Below are 14,364 nucleotides of genomic sequence, written 5' to 3'. Positions count from 1 at the left end.
CGGGGCGCAAGCCGCGCGTGGCGTTCTGGGCGGCACGATTCTCCCCCGTCGCGCGATGCAGCCGCGCGGGGTTTCCGCTTTTTCTTGCCAAGAAACAGAAGCACGCTATCCTGCAGCCCGACAGAGGATTGCCGCAGTGCAGAAACATACCGATTTCGCCGAGTTCATCGAGATCACGCCCACGGCGCGGATCGATCCCGCGCGCCACGGTTGGCGGGCGAAATGCCTGCAGCGGCTGATCCGGCTCGACCTGCCGGTGCCGCGGACGGCGGCGCTGCCCTGCGACACGGTCCGCGCCATCGCAGCGGGCCAGTTGCCGGATGTGAATCGTCTCGCCGCCCTGTTCGACGGGGTGCTCGTCTCGATCCGGCCCTCGCCCGCGAATCCGGCCTGGGGCGGGCCGGGAACCGTGCTCAATGTCGGCATGAACGCCGATAAACACGCCGAGTTCACGCGCGAGCAGGGCGCCGCATTCGCCGACGCGATCTATCTCGGCTTCGTGCAGTCCTACGCGATCCATGTCGCCCGGCTCGATCCCGACATGTTCACGGCCGAGCCCTCCGCCGCAGCGCTCGCCGCCGCACTCGCCGCCTACGAGGCGGAAATGGACGAGGAGTTCCCGCAATCGCGCGCCCAGCAGCTCACCGAGGTGATGCGCTCGATGGCGCGCGCCTGGGAGGGCACGACCGCGCGGCTCCTGCGCGAGGCCAAGGGCGCGCCGGCCGACGCCGCCCTCGGGCTCGTGGTGCAGGAGATGGCGCAGGCGATGGGGCCGGCGCTCTCCGGCCGGGGAAAGATCCAGATGATCGAGGGGGTGACCGGCGCGCCGCAGATCACCGGGCGCTTCCGCGGCCTCAACCCGGCCAACCGCAAGGCTGAGGAGACGCTCTATCTCGTCAAGGACAAGCGCGGCCATTCGCTGGAGGAGGCCGCGCCCGAGGTCTTCGCCGAACTGCAGAAACACTGCCTCACCTGCCGCGCGCGCCTGCGCGAGGAGATGCAGGTCGAGTTCGCGCTGGAAAACGGCGCCCTGAAGGTGATCGACGCGGTCACCGTGCCGCGCTCCTCGCGCGCTGCGGTCCGGGTCGCGGTGACGCTCGCCAATGACGGCATCATCAGCCGTGACGACGCGATCCTGCGGGTCGAGCCGCGCGCGCTGTCGGAACTGCTGCACTATCAGGTCGATCCCCGCGTGCCGCGCGACCGCATCGTGACCGGCATCGCGGCAAGTCCCGGCGGCGCCTCCGGCCGGATCGTCTTTTCCGCCGCCGACGCCCAAGCCTCGGCCGCGCGCGACGAGCGCTGCATCCTTGTCCGGCGCGAGACCGCGCCCGAGGACATCCGCGGCATGCATGCCGCCGTCGCCATCGTCACCGAGCGTGGCGGCATGACCAGCCACGCCGCCGTCATCGCCCGCGGGCTTGGCCTTCCCTGCATCGTCGGCGCGTCCGACATCAGCATCAGCCTGCGCGACAAGACCCTGACCGCGAAGGGCGGGCGGGTGTTCCGCGAAGGCGACGTGATCACCGTCGACGGCACCTCGGGCGAGGTGTTGGCCGGGCAGGCCGAGATGCTTGAGCCCGCGCTTGACAAGTGGTTCACCACGCTGCTGCACTGGGCCGACAACGTGCGCGACATCGGCGTGCGTGCCAATGCCGACACGCCCGACGACGCCCGTACCGCGCGCATGTTCGAGGCCGAGGGGATCGGGCTCTGCCGCACCGAGCACATGTTCTTCGACGAGGACCGGCTCACGGTGATGCGCGAGATGATCTTCGCCGACACCGCGAAGGACCGAAAGGTGGCGCTCGACCGGCTCCTGCCGATGCAGCGCGCCGACTTCACGGCGCTCTTCGACATCATGGCGGGCCTTCCGGTCTGCATCCGGCTCTTCGACCCGCCGCTGCACGAGTTCCTCCCCCATGACCGCGAGGGAATGCGCGAGCTTGCCGAGGCGCTCGACCGGCCGCTGTCGGAGGTGATGCGCCGGGTCGAGGCGCTGTCGGAGTTCAACCCGATGCTCGGGATGCGCGGGGTGCGGATCGGCGTCACCGTGCCCGAAATCTACGAGATGCAGGCCCGCGCGATCTTCGAGGCCACGGTCGAGGCCTCGAAACGCGGCGCCGCCGTGGTGCCCGAGGTGATGATCCCGCTCGTTTCCGCCAAGCGCGAGGTGGAGTTGGTCAAGACCCGGATCGACGCCGTGGCCGCGGCGGTGCGCAACGCCACCGGGGCCGAGTTCGACTACCGGCTCGGCGTCATGGTCGAGACCCCGCGCGCCGCGCTCCGTGCCGGCGAGATCGCCCAGCACGCCGCGTTTCTGTCCTTCGGGACCAACGACCTCACGCAGATGACCTATGGCCTCTCGCGCGACGACGCCGGCCGCTTCATGAGCGACTATGTCCAGAAGGGCGTCTATCCCGAGGATCCGTTCCATGTGCTCGACGAGGACGGCGTCGGCGAACTTTTGCTCATCGGCAGCGCGCGCGGAAGACAAATACGACAAGATGTGACGCTTTCGGTCTGTGGAGAGCATGGCGGCAATCCCGCTTCCATCGCATTTTGTCGCAGGTCGGGCTTCGACTACGTTTCCTGCTCCCCGTTTCGGGTTCCTGTCGCGCGACTCGCGGCGGCCCAATTCGCGCTGACCGATCAGCGCGATTCCGAGAAAATGTACTGATGTCAGTGGTTTGTCAGGAAGTCGTCAGGCGTTCTTGGCCGCTCTGACCGTTTCCGATTCGGAACCATAGGCTAAGATTCGCCACTATACTGTTGCTGAAATGTCGCGTGGCTGGACGTTTCGCAATGTTTCCGTTATGTCACCCCGGTCCTAAAGCCTTGGGGGGCTGGGGCTCGACGAAGCAATTCGGGATAGTGATATGTCAGTGCTGAAGTGCTGGACCGGGAGCATGGCCATGCTCCTCGCCCTCACCGGAGGCGTGCATGCCGAGATGACGGTGAGCCAATCCAACGATCCAACTGCGGCTCTGGGGGTCAACCTCGCGACGCTGCTCGGCCAGGAAAAGGCGGCGCTCGGCGCCGTCGACGGCGAGCGGCTCGAAGAGATCGTGACGCCGCCGAAGCCGAAGGCGAAGACCCGCAAGGGCGCCATATCCTACGACAAGGACTGGCTCGCCAGCCTGCCGGCGCCGAAGGGCGGGGCGGAGTTCGAATGCCTCGCCACCGCGCTCTACTTCGAGGCGCGCGGCGAGGGCATCAAGGGCCAGGCCGCGGTGGCCGAGGTGATCCTCAACAGGGTCGAGAGCAAGTCCTTCCCGCGCACGATCTGCGGCGTGGTCAACCAGGGCAACGCCAACGGCTGCCAGTTCTCCTATACCTGCGACGGCCAGCCAGAGCGGATCAGCGAGAAGCGCGCCTGGACCACCGCGCGGAAGGTCGCCCGCGCGATGATGGACGGCGCGCCGCGCCAGTTGACCGATGGCGCGACCTATTTCCACACCCCGGCGGTGCGGCCGTCGTGGTCGAAGAAATTCGACCGCACGGCGATGATCGGCTCGCATATCTTCTACCGCGCGCCGGTCCGGACCGCGCTGAACTGAACCTGCGGCGCGGGCGCGGCGCAAAGCGCCGCGTTCGGGCTTTCGGCGCCAGGCGCGCGCGCTATGATGCGCGCGACCCAGCGCCGGAGCCGATGCGACATGACCGACGAGATCCACCAGGCCTTCGCCCATCCCGAGGCCCGCGCGGCGGCGATGGCGCCGGCCAATCCACCTGACCGGCTTTCGCTGCGCGACCACATCGTCGCGGCCGATATCGGCGCCTTCCAGCAGGAGCGTGGCCAGGAACAGCGCCTGCGCTTCAACGTGGTGGTGGAACTTGCACGCGGCGGCGGCGACGCCGGCGACGATGTCGACCAGATTCTCTCCTACGACCGCCTCACCGAGGCGATCGCGGCCGAACTTGCGGCCGAGCGGCTCAACCTCCTCGAAACGCTCGCGGAAAACATCGCGGCGCGGATCCTCGCCGAGCCGCAGCCCTGCCGCGTCTTCCTCCGGATCGAGAAGCTCGACCGCGGTCCGGGCGCGCTCGGGGTGGAGATCGTGCGCAGCCGCGCCGAGGCCGCGCCGGTCACCGCCGCCGAGGTGCCGCATCCGGTCGTCGCCTATCTCGACAACGCCACCATCGCCGCGCCGGACCTCTCCGCCCGGCTCGACCGGCTCGCCGCCACGGCGGCACCCGTCGTGCTCGCGGTCGGCCTGCCCGACACGACCCGCCCTGCGACCGGCGACGGGCCGTGCCAGACCCGCATCGATCTCCTCGCGATCGAGCAAAACGCCTGGGTCCTGGCCTCGCGCGATCCCCGCCTGAACGTGGTCGCGACGCGGACCGAACTCGACTGGGCGATGAAGCAGGGCAACATGGTGGTCTGGGCGCCCTCGAAGCTCGTGCTCGACACGCCCGGCGCGCCGGGATCGGGCGAGGACGGCGTCGCGCTCGCGGCCTGGCTCGCGGGCGAGCTTGCCGCCCTACGGCTCGTCGTTCACGGCCCTGTTTCACTTCCGGCGGCTTGCCGCGTGCCGGTCGAGCCGGCCTGACGCGACCGCTTGCCTTCGCCGCCGCGAGCGCCCAAAACCCGGTCATGGATTACTTTCGCCCGATCGCGATGACCGACCCCGCCCGGCCCGAAGGCGCCCTGCCGCTCGCGGGCGGCTGGTGCTGGTTCGACCGCGCAGAACACCTGACCCGTGCGGGCTCGCGCGGGCTCGTCGCCGCCTCCGAGCTTCCCGAAGATGTGCGCCACCGCCTCACCGCGCCCCGCGCGCCGCTCGCCGGGCTTTCGCTCGACGCGCCGCGGCTGATGGGGATACTCAACGTCACGCCCGACAGCTTCTCCGACGGCGGCCGCTTCCACGCCCCCGACCGCGCGCTCGCCCATGCCCGTGCGATGGCCGAGGCCGGGGCCGAGATCCTCGACATCGGCGGAGAAAGCACGCGGCCCGGCTCGGCGGATGTCGAGCGCGAGGAGGAGATCGCCCGCACCGCGCCGGTGATCGCCGCCCTGAAAGAGGGCGGCCTCCGGGTGCCGGTCTCGATCGACACCCGCAAATCCGCCGTGGCCGTCGCGGCGCTCGATGCCGGGGCGGAAATCGTCAACGATGTCGCGGCTCTGGGCTACGATCCTGATCTTGCGGCGCTGGTCGCCCGGCGCGGCGTGCCGGTCTGCCTCATGCATGCGCAAGGCACGCCCGCGACCATGCAGGCCGATCCCCGCTACGACAACGTCCTCCTCGATGTCTATGATTTCCTTGCCGAACGCATCGCGGCGGCAGAGGCGGCGGGAATTCCGCGCGAGCGGATCATCGTCGACCCCGGCATCGGCTTCGGCAAGACCGTGGCGCACAACCTTGCGCTGCTCCGGGGGCTTTCCATCTTTCACGGGCTCGGCTGCGCGGTGCTCCTCGGCGCCTCGCGCAAGCGCTTCATCGGCGCGATCGCGGGGTGCGGAGCGGAAGCCCGGGCCGATCTCCGGGTGCCCGGCACCGTCGCGGTGACGCTGGCCGGGGTGGCGCAAGGAGTGCAGATCCACCGGGTCCATGATATCGTCGAGGCAAAACAGGCGCTGCGGCTCTGGCAGGCCGCGACCCAAGGAGAAGAACCATGAGCAGGAAACTTTTCGGCACCGATGGCGTGCGGGGCACCGCCAACACCCATCCGATGACGGCGGAGATGGCGCTGAAGCTCGGCGCGGCAGCGGGGCGCTACTTCCGCACCGACGGCCGCAACGGCCACCGTGTCGTGATCGGCAAGGACACAAGGCTCTCGGGCTACATGATCGAGAACGCGCTGACGGCGGGGCTCACCTCGACCGGCATGAACGTGCTCCTCCTCGGCCCGGTGCCGACGCCCGCCGTCGGCTACCTCACCCGGTCGATGCGCGCCGATCTCGGCATCATGATCTCGGCCTCGCACAACCCCCACCACGACAACGGCATCAAGTTCTTCGGCCCCGACGGCTTCAAGCTCTCCGACGAGGCCGAGATCGAGATCGAGCGCATCCTCGGTTCCGAGATCGAGCTCTCTTCCCCGGAGCATATCGGCCGCGCGAAGCGGATCGACGACGGGCTCGGCCGTTATGTCGAATATGCCAAGACCACCTTCCCGGCGCGGGGCGCGCTCTCGGGGCTCAAGGTCGTCGTGGATTGCGCCAATGGCGCTGCCTACAAGGCCGCGCCCGAGGTGCTTTGGGAGCTTGGCGCCGATGTCGTCCCGGTCGGCGTCGCGCCGAACGGCTTCAACATCAACGAGAAATGCGGCTCGACCCATGTTGAGACCGCCGCCGAGGCGGTGGTGGCCCACGGCGCCGATCTCGGCATCGCGCTCGACGGCGACGCCGACCGGGTGATGATCCTCGACGAGACCGGCGCGGTCGCCGACGGCGACCAGATCATGGCGCTCTTTGCCGCCCGCTGGGCCGAGGCGCAGAAGCTGAAGGGCGGGGCGCTGGTCGCGACCGTGATGTCCAACCTCGGGCTCGAACGCTTCCTGACGGGCAGGGGCCTGCGCCTCGAACGCACCGCCGTCGGTGACCGCTACGTCGTCGAGCGGATGCGCGAGGGCGGCTACAACCTCGGCGGCGAGCAGTCGGGCCACATCGTGATGACCGATTACGCCACGACCGGCGACGGGCTGATCGCTGGGCTGCAGTTCCTCGCCGCGATGGCCGAGACCGGGCGCCGCGCCTCCGAGCTCGTCCACCAGTTCCCGAGCGTGCCGCAGCTTCTGAAGAACGTCCGCTACGGCGCTGGCAAGGAACCGCTTTCCGCTCCGACGGTGAAAGACGCGATCACCGGCGCCGAGGCGCGGCTGAACGGCACCGGCCGGCTCCTGATCCGCAAGTCCGGCACCGAGCCGCTGATCCGCGTCATGGCCGAATGCGAGGACGAGGCGCTCCTCGCCGAGGTCGTGAGCGACATCGTCGCGGCGGTCGAAGCGGCGGTCTGACCCCCTGTCAGCGCCGCCGATGGCTCAACGTCAGGCCGGCGAGGATCAGCCCCAGCGCCACAAAGAAGCGTGGTGCCAGTACCTCGCCCAGAACCAGCGCGCCAAAGAAGAACGACCAGAGCGGGACTTGATAACTGGTCAGCGCCGTGAAGCTTGGACCCGCCGCGCGGATCACCTGCACACGGATCAGCGTTGCGAGCGCCGTCGGCACGAGGCCGAGGATCACGATCGCCGCCATCGGCACGGCACCGGCGGGGCGGGGCAGTCCCTCACTCCACGGCATCGCCGGGATCAGGGCCAAGGCGCCCACGAGCAACGCGAACGCGGCCAGCAGGATCGGATCGATGGGCGGACAGCGCCGGGTGGTGATGGACGCTACCGCGTAGCAGAGCGCCGCGCAAAGGCAGGCGAGACGCGGCAGCGCGGTGGCACTGCCGCTGAGCGCGTCCGACCCCATCAACACCAACACCCCGAGAAACCCGAGCGAGAAGCCTGACGCCTTGCGCCAGCTCAACTGCTCTCCGGGCACAGGGGCATGGGCCAGCGGCAGGACGAAGAGCGGCCCGGCCGCCATCGAGAGCCCGGCGAAGGCCGACGGCACGCTTTGCTGCCCCCAGGACAGCAGGAAGAACGGAAAGGCGGTCGAGAACAGCCCGATGACGAGGACATGAGCGCCAAGCCGTGCCGACCAGCGGGGCAGGGGGCGCCCGAGTACCAGAACGGCGATCCAGAGCGTCACGGCACCAAGAGTGGTGCGCGCCGTCGCGACCGTCACCGGCCCGTATCCGCGCAAGGCCAGCGCGATGACCATGAAGGTCGCGCCCCAGATAAGGCCGAGGGCCGCGATCGACAGCCAGTCACGCAGGGTCGGTTGTGGCATCGGGGCTCCGCAAAATGACAGGGGGCAGCATGGATGCTGCCCCCTGCAGTTGCTTCGGTCCAGATGGAAGGTCAGTTCCGCGACTTGTCGACCATCTTGCCCTTGGAGATCCAGGGCATCATCGCGCGGAGCTTCTCGCCCACCTGCTCGATCTGGTGCTCGTCGTTGAGGCGGCGGGTGGCCTTGAAAAACGGCTGACCGACCGCGTTCTCCTGCATGAAGTCGCGCACGAACTTGCCGGTCTGGATGTCGCTCAGAACCGCCTTCATCCGCGCCTTGGTCTCGTCGTAGGGCAGGATGCGCGGACCCGAGACATACTCGCCGTATTCGGCGGTGTTCGAGATCGAGTAGTTCATGTTGGCGATGCCGCCCTCGTAGATCAGGTCGACGATCAGCTTCACCTCGTGGAGGCACTCGAAATAGGCCATCTCGGGCTCGTAGCCGGCCTCGACCAGCGTCTCGAAGCCCATGCGGATCAGTTCCACGAGACCGCCGCAGAGCACCGCCTGCTCGCCGAAGAGGTCGGTCTCGCATTCCTGGCGGAAGTTGGTCTCGATGATGCCCGAGCGGCCGCCGCCGATCGCCGAGCAGTAGGACAGGCCGATTTCCATCGCCTTGCCGGAGGCGTCCTGGTGGACCGCGACGAGGCAGGGCACGCCGCCGCCCTTGACGTATTCGCCGCGCACCGTGTGGCCGGGGCCCTTCGGCGCCATCATGATGACGTCGACGCCGGGCTTCGGCTCGATCAGGCCGAAATGGACGTTGAGGCCGTGGGCGAAGGCGATCGCCGCGCCTTCGCGCAGGTTGTCATGGACGTATTTCCTGTAGGTCTCGGCCTGCAGCTCGTCCGGCATGGTGAACATGATGACGTCGCACCAGGCGGCCGCCTCGGCGATGCCCATGACCTTCAGGCCTTCCTTCTCGCACTTCGCGGCCGAGGCCGAACCTTCGCGGAGCGCGATGACCACGTTCTTGGCGCCGGAATCGCGCAGGTTCAGCGCGTGGGCGTGGCCCTGGCTGCCGTAGCCGAGAATGGCGACCTTCTTGTCCTTGATGAGGTTGATGTCGCAGTCGCGATCGTAATAAACGCGCATGATGCGGTCCTTTCTTCGTTTCTGGCGGCGAGCATAGGGAGATTTTCCGGAATACCCGTGCAAAATTTGACCATTAGCGATTTTTCTGCGAAAAATCATTCGCCAATTCTGCAATGTCGGGAATATTAATGCAGATCGACGACACCGACCGCCGCATCCTGCGCCAGCTTCTGGCCGAGCCGGGGCTCGCGACGGCCGACCTCGCGGAGCGGGCGGGCGTGACCGCCGCGACCGCGTGGCGGCGGCTCGAGCGGCTGACCGAGGCCGGGATCCTCAAGGGCCAGCACGCCGTCATCGACTGGCGGGCGCTCGGCTGGGCGGTCGAGGTGTCGCTGCGCTTCACCCTCGACAAGACCCATCCCCACGCCTTCGACGAGTTCCTCGCCGCCGCCCGCGCGGTACCCGAGGTGATCGAGATCCAGACCTTCCTCGGCCGCGTCGACATCCGCCTCAACGTCATCGCCCGCGACATGGGCCATTACCAGGAGGTCTACCGAGAGCGCATCCTCACGCTGCCCCATATCGCCGACATCGAGAGCCTGATGCTCGTCTCCACCATCAAGGAAACCGGGAGCCTCGCCTTATGATCGCGCTCGACGACACCGACCGGGCGATCCTCAAGGCGCTCGTGGCCGACGCCACCCGGAGCGCCGGCGCGATCGGCCGCGCCCTCGGCCTCAGCCAACCCGCCACCTGGCGCCGCATCCGCCGGCTCGAGGAAGCGGGTGTGATCGCCGGCCGCCGCATCGACCTCGACGCCGAGCGGCTCGGCTTCGGCGTCACCGTCTTTCTCGGCGTGAAGCTCGCCACCAAGGGCCGCGTCAGCCTCGAGGATTTCGAACGCGCCGCGACCGCGATCCCCGAGGTCCAGACCGTCCAGCACGTCCTTGGCCTCTACGATTACCGCCTGCGCGTCACTGCCCGCGACCTAGCCGATTTCGAGCGCGTGCTGCGGCGCCGGATCATGACCCTGCCCGGTCTCGGCAATGTCGAGGCCAACGTGCTCCTTTCGGAAGAACGCCGCCCCGGTCCGCTCGGCTGACCCTTCTTCATTGCCCAAATACCCCCGGCCACCGCCGCCGCGCGCGAATCCGGCGCATGGATGTCGCAACCGGCTTTGCCTTTGCCGCGCCTATGCGGTACCCGGAAGGCAGCCAACAACGGAGGTCCCCATGCCCGCGCTTCTGCCGAACATCGACCCGGACGGGCTCGAGGAATTCTCGGTCGTCTTCACCGACCGCTCACTGAACCACATGAGCCAGGCCTTCCAGGGCGTGATGCGCGACATCTCCGCGCTCCTGAAGGAGGTCTACAGTGCCGAGGCCGTGGCGCTGGTGCCGGGCGGCGGGACTTTCGCGATGGAAAGCGTCGCGCGCCAGTTCACGGGTGGCAGGAAGGCGCTGATCGTCCGCAACGGCTGGTTCTCGTTCCGCTGGAGCCAGATCTTCGACATGGGCGGCTTCGCCGGCGAGACCGTCGTCGCGATGGCCCGCCAGACCGGCAACTCCGCCCGGTCGCCCTTCGCCCCGGCGCCGATCGCCGAGGTCGTCCAGGCGATCCGCGACACGAAGCCCGACGCCGTCTTCGCGCCCCATGTCGAGACCGCGAGCGGCATGATCCTGCCCGACGATTACCTCAAGGCGCTGGCCGAGGCCGCGCATGAGGTCGGCGCGCTCTTCGTCCTCGACTGCATCGCCTCGGGCTGCGTCTGGGTCGACATGAAGGCGATCGGCGTCGACGTCCTGATCTCAGCGCCGCAGAAGGGCTGGTCGGCCTCGCCCTCGGCCGGGCTCGTGATGTTCTCGGCCGATGCCCTGCAGCGGCTCGAGGAGACGACCTCGTCGAGCTTCGCGATGGACCTCAAGAAATGGCGCGCGATCATGGCCGCCTATGAGAATGGCGGGCACGCCTATCACGCGACTATGCCCACCGACGCGCTCCGCGCCTTCCGCGACACGATGCAGGAGACGAAAGACTACGGCTTCGAGCGGCTCCGCGCGGCGCAGTGGGCGCTCGGCAACGCGGTCCGGGCCGAGCTCGCCTCGCGCGGCATCACCTCGGTCGCAGCCGAAGGTTTCGGCGCGCCCGGCGTCGTCGTCAGCTTCACCGAGGATCCCGAGGTCCAGACCGGCAAGAAGTTTGCAGCCCAAGGCGTTCAGATCGCCGCCGGTGTGCCCCTGCAGGTCGGCGAGGGCGACACCTACCGCAGCTTCCGCATCGGCCTCTTCGGCCTCGACAAGCTCTACGACGTCGAAGGCACGGTGGCGCGGGTCAGGCGGGCGCTCGACGCGGCTCTCTGACGGGATTTGCCGGCAGGGTCTCCCGGCGTTACCCTTCCGCAACCGGAAGGAGGGCGGGATGACCGAGGTTGCTCGACACTACACAAGGGGCGAGGGGCTCGCCGCGCGGATCGCGGCGAGTCTCCAGGGGGCCGGCAAGGACCTCGCCCGGATCACCACCGCCGATCTCGGGCCGGTGGACGAGTTCCATATCCGTGGCCGGGCCGCGACGCTGGAGCTTGCCCCCGGCCTGCAGCTCGGCCCGGCGTTGAAGGTGCTCGACCTCGGTGCGGGGCTCGGTGGGCCCGCGCGCACGCTGGCCGAGACCTGGGGATGCCACGTCACCGGCATCGACCTCACGCCCGAATTCTGCCGGGCCGCGAACGAGATCAGCGGCTGGCTCGGCCTCACCGACCGCGTGACCTTCGTGGAAGGAGACGCCACCGCGCTGCCGTTCGAGGACGCCTCCTTCGACGCGGCGCTGACCTTCCATGTCGCGATGAACATCGCGGCCAAGGACCGGCTCTACGCTGAGGCGCGCCGGGTCCTGAAGCCGGGCGGCCGGTTCCTCGTCTATGACGTCATGCAAGGCGAGGGCGGGGCGATCCACTACCCGGTGCCCTGGGCGCAGGATGCCGCGATCAGCTTCGTCGCCACGCCGGACCAAGTGGAAAGCCTCCTGACCGGCGCCGGGTTCCGGGTGCTTGACCGCACCGATTCGAGCGACGAGAGCGTGGCCTGGTTCGAGGCGCTGTCGGCCCGGATCGCGCAGTCGGGCGCCCGCGCCGTCTCGAGCGGCATGATCCTCGGCGAGGGCTTCGAGGAGATGGTGCGCAATCAGGTGCGCAACCTGACCGAGCGGCGGATCCGCACGGTGAGCTTCCTCTGCGAGGCCTAGCGCATCCCGAGCCCGGCCTTCATCAGCGTCCTGCGCACCGGCGCCAGCGAATAGAGCGCATTCAGCGCGCCCGCGCGCAGGTCGCGCAGGGGCCGCGCCCCGAGCATCGAGGTCCGGTTCAGAAGGTCGATCCCGGTCACCCGCGCCTTCACCTCGGGCCAGCGCCGGCGGTGATAGGCCAGAAGCATCGCCCGCTCGCCGAGCCGGTCGGGCGCCGCCTTGGCGAGCTCGACGAGGCAGGCGAGATCGGCGAGCGACATGTTCAGCCCCTGCGCCCCGATCGGCGGCACCACATGCGCCGCCTCGGCCAGCAGGGCGATGCGTTCGGCCTCGAACCGGTCGGCGATCTGGCTGATGATCGGCCAGACCGAGCGCCGCGTGACCAGCGTCAGCGGCCCGAAAAGCCCGGCCGAACGCGCCAGCATCTCGGCCTCGAATTCCGCGACCGGCAGGGCGGCGAGCCGCAGCACCTCGGGCCCGGTCTCCATCCAGACGATCGCCGAGCAGGGCCTGCCGTCGCGGTCCGGCAGCGGCACCAGCGTGAAGGGCCCGCCCGTGCGGTGGATCTCGGTCGAGACATTGTCGTGCGGGATCGGATGGGTGACCGCGAAGGCGAGCGCCTTCTGGCCGTAGCGCGTGTTCTTGACGCCGATGCCCGCCGCCTCGCGGACCGGGCTCGCGCGGCCGTCGGCGGCGACGAGAAGCCGGGCCGAAACCGTGGTGCCGTCCGAGAGCGTCACAAGCGCGGCATCGGTGCGGGTCAGCACGCGCGCCGTGGCGACGCCGGGACGGAAGCTGACGTTCGGCAGTTCGGCGATCCGCGCCACCGTCTCGCGGCGCAGAAGCCAGTTCGGGAAGTTCCAGCCGAACGGCTCCTCGCCGATCTCGGCCGCGTCGAAATCCTTGACGATGCGCGGCTCGGGCGCTTCGCCGCCGGCATCGACGATCCGCATCACCTTGAGTGCCGCGGCATGGGGCGCGAGCCGCTCCCAGAGCCCGGCCGCCTCCAGCACCGCGCGGGCAGGCTGCAGGAAGGCGGTGGTGCGCAGGTCCGCGCCGTCCTCCTCGGCCCCGGTCACCGGGGGCGCGGGATCGACGCAGGTCACGCGGAAGCCCGCGGCGCCGAAGGCCGCCGCCGCGGTCAGCCCGGCGACGCCGCCGCCAGAAATCAGGATGTCGGTTGTCTCGCGCATCGTCCTCGCCCCCCGTTCGCGGGGCGAAGATAGACCGTGACGCCCCGCGCGTCCAAGCGGCAAGCTGTCCCGGTCAGTTCCCGAGCGTGATCATGATCAGGATCACGAACATCACCGGCACCATCGTGAGCGCGGTGAGGCCGAGCGCGACGAGACCCCAGGTCTTGACCGCGAGCACCATCAGCGTCGCGAGGATGGTGAGGAAGTACCAGAGGTTGTCCGGCGTCCCGTGCACCAGGTCGCGGGCGATCCAGCCGAGGACGGGGACGGAATAGTACCAGGGCAGGCGCGGGGCCTCAGTCATCATGGTCATGGGAATCTCCTGTTCGCTGCGGCGCGGCATAGATCCGCGCCCGCACCGCCGCAATGGACGAAATGTCGCAGCGTCAAGCCTCAGCGCCCGAGCGCCGAGAGGAAGCCCGAGAGGTCGTCGGTATGGTGGTGGATGTGCTCGGCGGGCTCGGCCACCGGCGCGACATGGACGGTGCGCATCCCCATCGCGTGCGGCGCGGCGAGGTTGCGCGGATCGTCCTCGAACATCGCCGCGCGGGCGGGGTCGATCCCGTCCCGCGCGAAGACCGTCTCGAAGGCGCCGCGCTCCGGCTTCGGCCGGTAGCCGGCATGTTCGACGCCGTAGACCGCGTCGAAGATGCCGCTCAGCCCGCGCGCCGCGATCACCCGTTCGGCATAGGGCGCCGAGCCGTTGGTATAGACGATCCGCCGCCCCGGAAGTGCTGCGATCGCCGCGCGCAGGGCGGGATCGGGCGTGAGGCGGTCGAAGGCGATGTCGTGGACATCGACGAGATAGGGCGCGGGATCGGCGCCATGCTCGTGCATCAGCCCGGCGAGCGTGGTGCCGTAGAGCCTCCAGTAATGGCTCCGCAACCGGTCCGCCTCGCCCCTGGCCACACCGAGAAGCTGCATGACATAGGCGGTCATCCGCGCCTCGATCTGGTCGAAGAGCCGCGCCTCGGGCGGGTAGAGCGTGTTGTCGAGGTCGAAGACCCAGGACCGCACATGGGGAAAGTCGGCTTGGTACATGGCCGCGACACTACGC

Annotated in this window: 14 protein-coding genes; 9 read left to right on the top strand and 5 right to left on the bottom strand. The window is 69.1% G+C overall.

Going from position 1 to position 14,364, the window contains the following annotated elements; all coding sequences use genetic code 11:
* Positions 1-136 precede the first annotated feature (136 nt).
* The 5 genes from OEZ60_RS03435 to glmM all read left to right on the top strand — a co-directional run bounded on the left by OEZ60_RS03435 (position 137) and on the right by glmM (position 6,963).
* Positions 137-2,680, top strand: a complete 2,544-nt coding sequence (locus tag OEZ60_RS03435) for a pyruvate, phosphate dikinase (RefSeq protein WP_263333201.1) — start codon at positions 137-139, stop codon at positions 2,678-2,680.
* Positions 2,681-2,879: 199 nt separating this feature from the next.
* Positions 2,880-3,560, top strand: a complete 681-nt coding sequence (locus OEZ60_RS03430; RefSeq protein ID WP_411709780.1) for a cell wall hydrolase — start codon at positions 2,880-2,882, stop codon at positions 3,558-3,560.
* Positions 3,561-3,659: 99 nt separating this feature from the next.
* Positions 3,660-4,556, top strand: a complete 897-nt coding sequence (locus tag OEZ60_RS03425) for a dihydroneopterin aldolase (protein WP_263333197.1) — start codon at positions 3,660-3,662, stop codon at positions 4,554-4,556.
* A gap of 44 nt (positions 4,557-4,600) precedes the next feature.
* Positions 4,601-5,623, top strand: coding sequence for a dihydropteroate synthase (gene folP / locus OEZ60_RS03420; RefSeq protein ID WP_263333195.1), 1,023 nt, complete (start codon positions 4,601-4,603; stop codon positions 5,621-5,623).
* Entirely contained in the window at positions 5,620-6,963 is a 1,344-nt protein-coding gene (gene glmM, locus OEZ60_RS03415) for a phosphoglucosamine mutase (protein WP_263333193.1), read from the top strand. Before folP ends, glmM begins: the two co-directional genes overlap by 4 nt.
* 7 nt (positions 6,964-6,970) lie before the next feature.
* Here the strand turns inward: glmM and OEZ60_RS03410 are convergent, their stop codons facing one another.
* The gene (locus tag OEZ60_RS03410) at positions 6,971-7,843 is read right to left on the bottom strand and encodes a DMT family transporter (RefSeq protein WP_263333191.1); all 873 of its coding nucleotides are present in this window, start codon (positions 7,841-7,843) and stop codon (positions 6,971-6,973) included.
* A 71-nt stretch (positions 7,844-7,914) separates the two neighbouring features.
* On the bottom strand, positions 7,915-9,036 hold the full coding sequence (ilvC, locus tag OEZ60_RS03405; protein WP_411709779.1) for a ketol-acid reductoisomerase: 1,122 nt from the start codon (positions 9,034-9,036) through the stop codon (positions 7,915-7,917).
* A gap of 29 nt (positions 9,037-9,065) precedes the next feature.
* On the opposite strand from ilvC, the gene OEZ60_RS03400 reads away from it, so the two are divergent.
* The 4 genes from OEZ60_RS03400 to OEZ60_RS03385 all read left to right on the top strand — a co-directional run bounded on the left by OEZ60_RS03400 (position 9,066) and on the right by OEZ60_RS03385 (position 12,114).
* A complete protein-coding gene (locus OEZ60_RS03400; protein WP_263333187.1) occupies positions 9,066-9,524 on the top strand; it encodes an Lrp/AsnC family transcriptional regulator in 459 nt (152 codons plus the stop codon).
* Positions 9,521-9,979 (top strand): Lrp/AsnC family transcriptional regulator, encoded by a 459-nt coding sequence (locus OEZ60_RS03395; protein ID WP_263333186.1) that lies wholly within the window; start codon positions 9,521-9,523, stop codon positions 9,977-9,979. The genes OEZ60_RS03400 and OEZ60_RS03395 overlap by 4 nt, the downstream gene beginning before the upstream one ends.
* 130 nt (positions 9,980-10,109) lie before the next feature.
* Positions 10,110-11,237, top strand: a complete 1,128-nt coding sequence (locus tag OEZ60_RS03390; RefSeq protein ID WP_263333185.1) for an aminotransferase class V-fold PLP-dependent enzyme — start codon at positions 10,110-10,112, stop codon at positions 11,235-11,237.
* A 58-nt stretch (positions 11,238-11,295) separates the two neighbouring features.
* Positions 11,296-12,114, top strand: a complete 819-nt coding sequence (locus OEZ60_RS03385) for a class I SAM-dependent methyltransferase (RefSeq protein ID WP_263333184.1) — start codon at positions 11,296-11,298, stop codon at positions 12,112-12,114.
* On the opposite strand, the gene OEZ60_RS03380 is transcribed toward OEZ60_RS03385, so the two are convergent.
* The 3 genes from OEZ60_RS03380 to OEZ60_RS03370 all read right to left on the bottom strand — a co-directional run bounded on the left by OEZ60_RS03380 (position 12,111) and on the right by OEZ60_RS03370 (position 14,348).
* A complete protein-coding gene (locus OEZ60_RS03380; protein WP_263333183.1) occupies positions 12,111-13,307 on the bottom strand; it encodes a UbiH/UbiF family hydroxylase in 1,197 nt (398 codons plus the stop codon). The genes OEZ60_RS03385 and OEZ60_RS03380 overlap by 4 nt on opposite strands.
* 73 nt (positions 13,308-13,380) lie before the next feature.
* Entirely contained in the window at positions 13,381-13,620 is a 240-nt protein-coding gene (locus OEZ60_RS03375) for a hypothetical protein (RefSeq protein ID WP_263333182.1), read from the bottom strand.
* A gap of 80 nt (positions 13,621-13,700) precedes the next feature.
* A complete protein-coding gene (locus OEZ60_RS03370) occupies positions 13,701-14,348 on the bottom strand; it encodes a pyrimidine 5'-nucleotidase (RefSeq protein ID WP_263333181.1) in 648 nt (215 codons plus the stop codon).
* Positions 14,349-14,364 lie beyond the last annotated feature (16 nt).

The organism is Albidovulum salinarum (genome assembly GCF_025673475.1).
Taxonomy (GTDB): domain Bacteria; phylum Pseudomonadota; class Alphaproteobacteria; order Rhodobacterales; family Rhodobacteraceae; genus Albidovulum; species Albidovulum salinarum.
This window is presented reverse-complemented; position numbering and strand designations above follow the sequence as displayed.

Excerpts from the sequence above, each read along its gene's own strand:
- OEZ60_RS03375 (WP_263333182.1), bottom strand. The coding sequence starts at position 13,620 with ATGACCATGATGACTGAGGCCCCGCGCCTGCCCTGGTACTATTCCGTC.
- OEZ60_RS03390 (WP_263333185.1), top strand. The coding sequence starts at position 10,110 with ATGCCCGCGCTTCTGCCGAACATCGACCCGGACGGGCTCGAGGAATTC.
- OEZ60_RS03400 (WP_263333187.1), top strand. The coding sequence starts at position 9,066 with ATGCAGATCGACGACACCGACCGCCGCATCCTGCGCCAGCTTCTGGCC.
- OEZ60_RS03430 (WP_411709780.1), top strand. The coding sequence starts at position 2,880 with ATGTCAGTGCTGAAGTGCTGGACCGGGAGCATGGCCATGCTCCTCGCC.
- OEZ60_RS03425 (WP_263333197.1), top strand. The coding sequence starts at position 3,660 with ATGACCGACGAGATCCACCAGGCCTTCGCCCATCCCGAGGCCCGCGCG.
- ilvC (WP_411709779.1), bottom strand. The coding sequence starts at position 9,036 with ATGATTTTTCGCAGAAAAATCGCTAATGGTCAAATTTTGCACGGGTAT.
- folP (WP_263333195.1), top strand. The coding sequence starts at position 4,601 with ATGGATTACTTTCGCCCGATCGCGATGACCGACCCCGCCCGGCCCGAA.
- glmM (WP_263333193.1), top strand. The coding sequence starts at position 5,620 with ATGAGCAGGAAACTTTTCGGCACCGATGGCGTGCGGGGCACCGCCAAC.
- OEZ60_RS03410 (WP_263333191.1), bottom strand. The coding sequence starts at position 7,843 with ATGCCACAACCGACCCTGCGTGACTGGCTGTCGATCGCGGCCCTCGGC.
- OEZ60_RS03385 (WP_263333184.1), top strand. The coding sequence starts at position 11,296 with ATGACCGAGGTTGCTCGACACTACACAAGGGGCGAGGGGCTCGCCGCG.
- OEZ60_RS03395 (WP_263333186.1), top strand. The coding sequence starts at position 9,521 with ATGATCGCGCTCGACGACACCGACCGGGCGATCCTCAAGGCGCTCGTG.
- OEZ60_RS03370 (WP_263333181.1), bottom strand. The coding sequence starts at position 14,348 with ATGTACCAAGCCGACTTTCCCCATGTGCGGTCCTGGGTCTTCGACCTC.
- OEZ60_RS03380 (WP_263333183.1), bottom strand. The coding sequence starts at position 13,307 with ATGCGCGAGACAACCGACATCCTGATTTCTGGCGGCGGCGTCGCCGGG.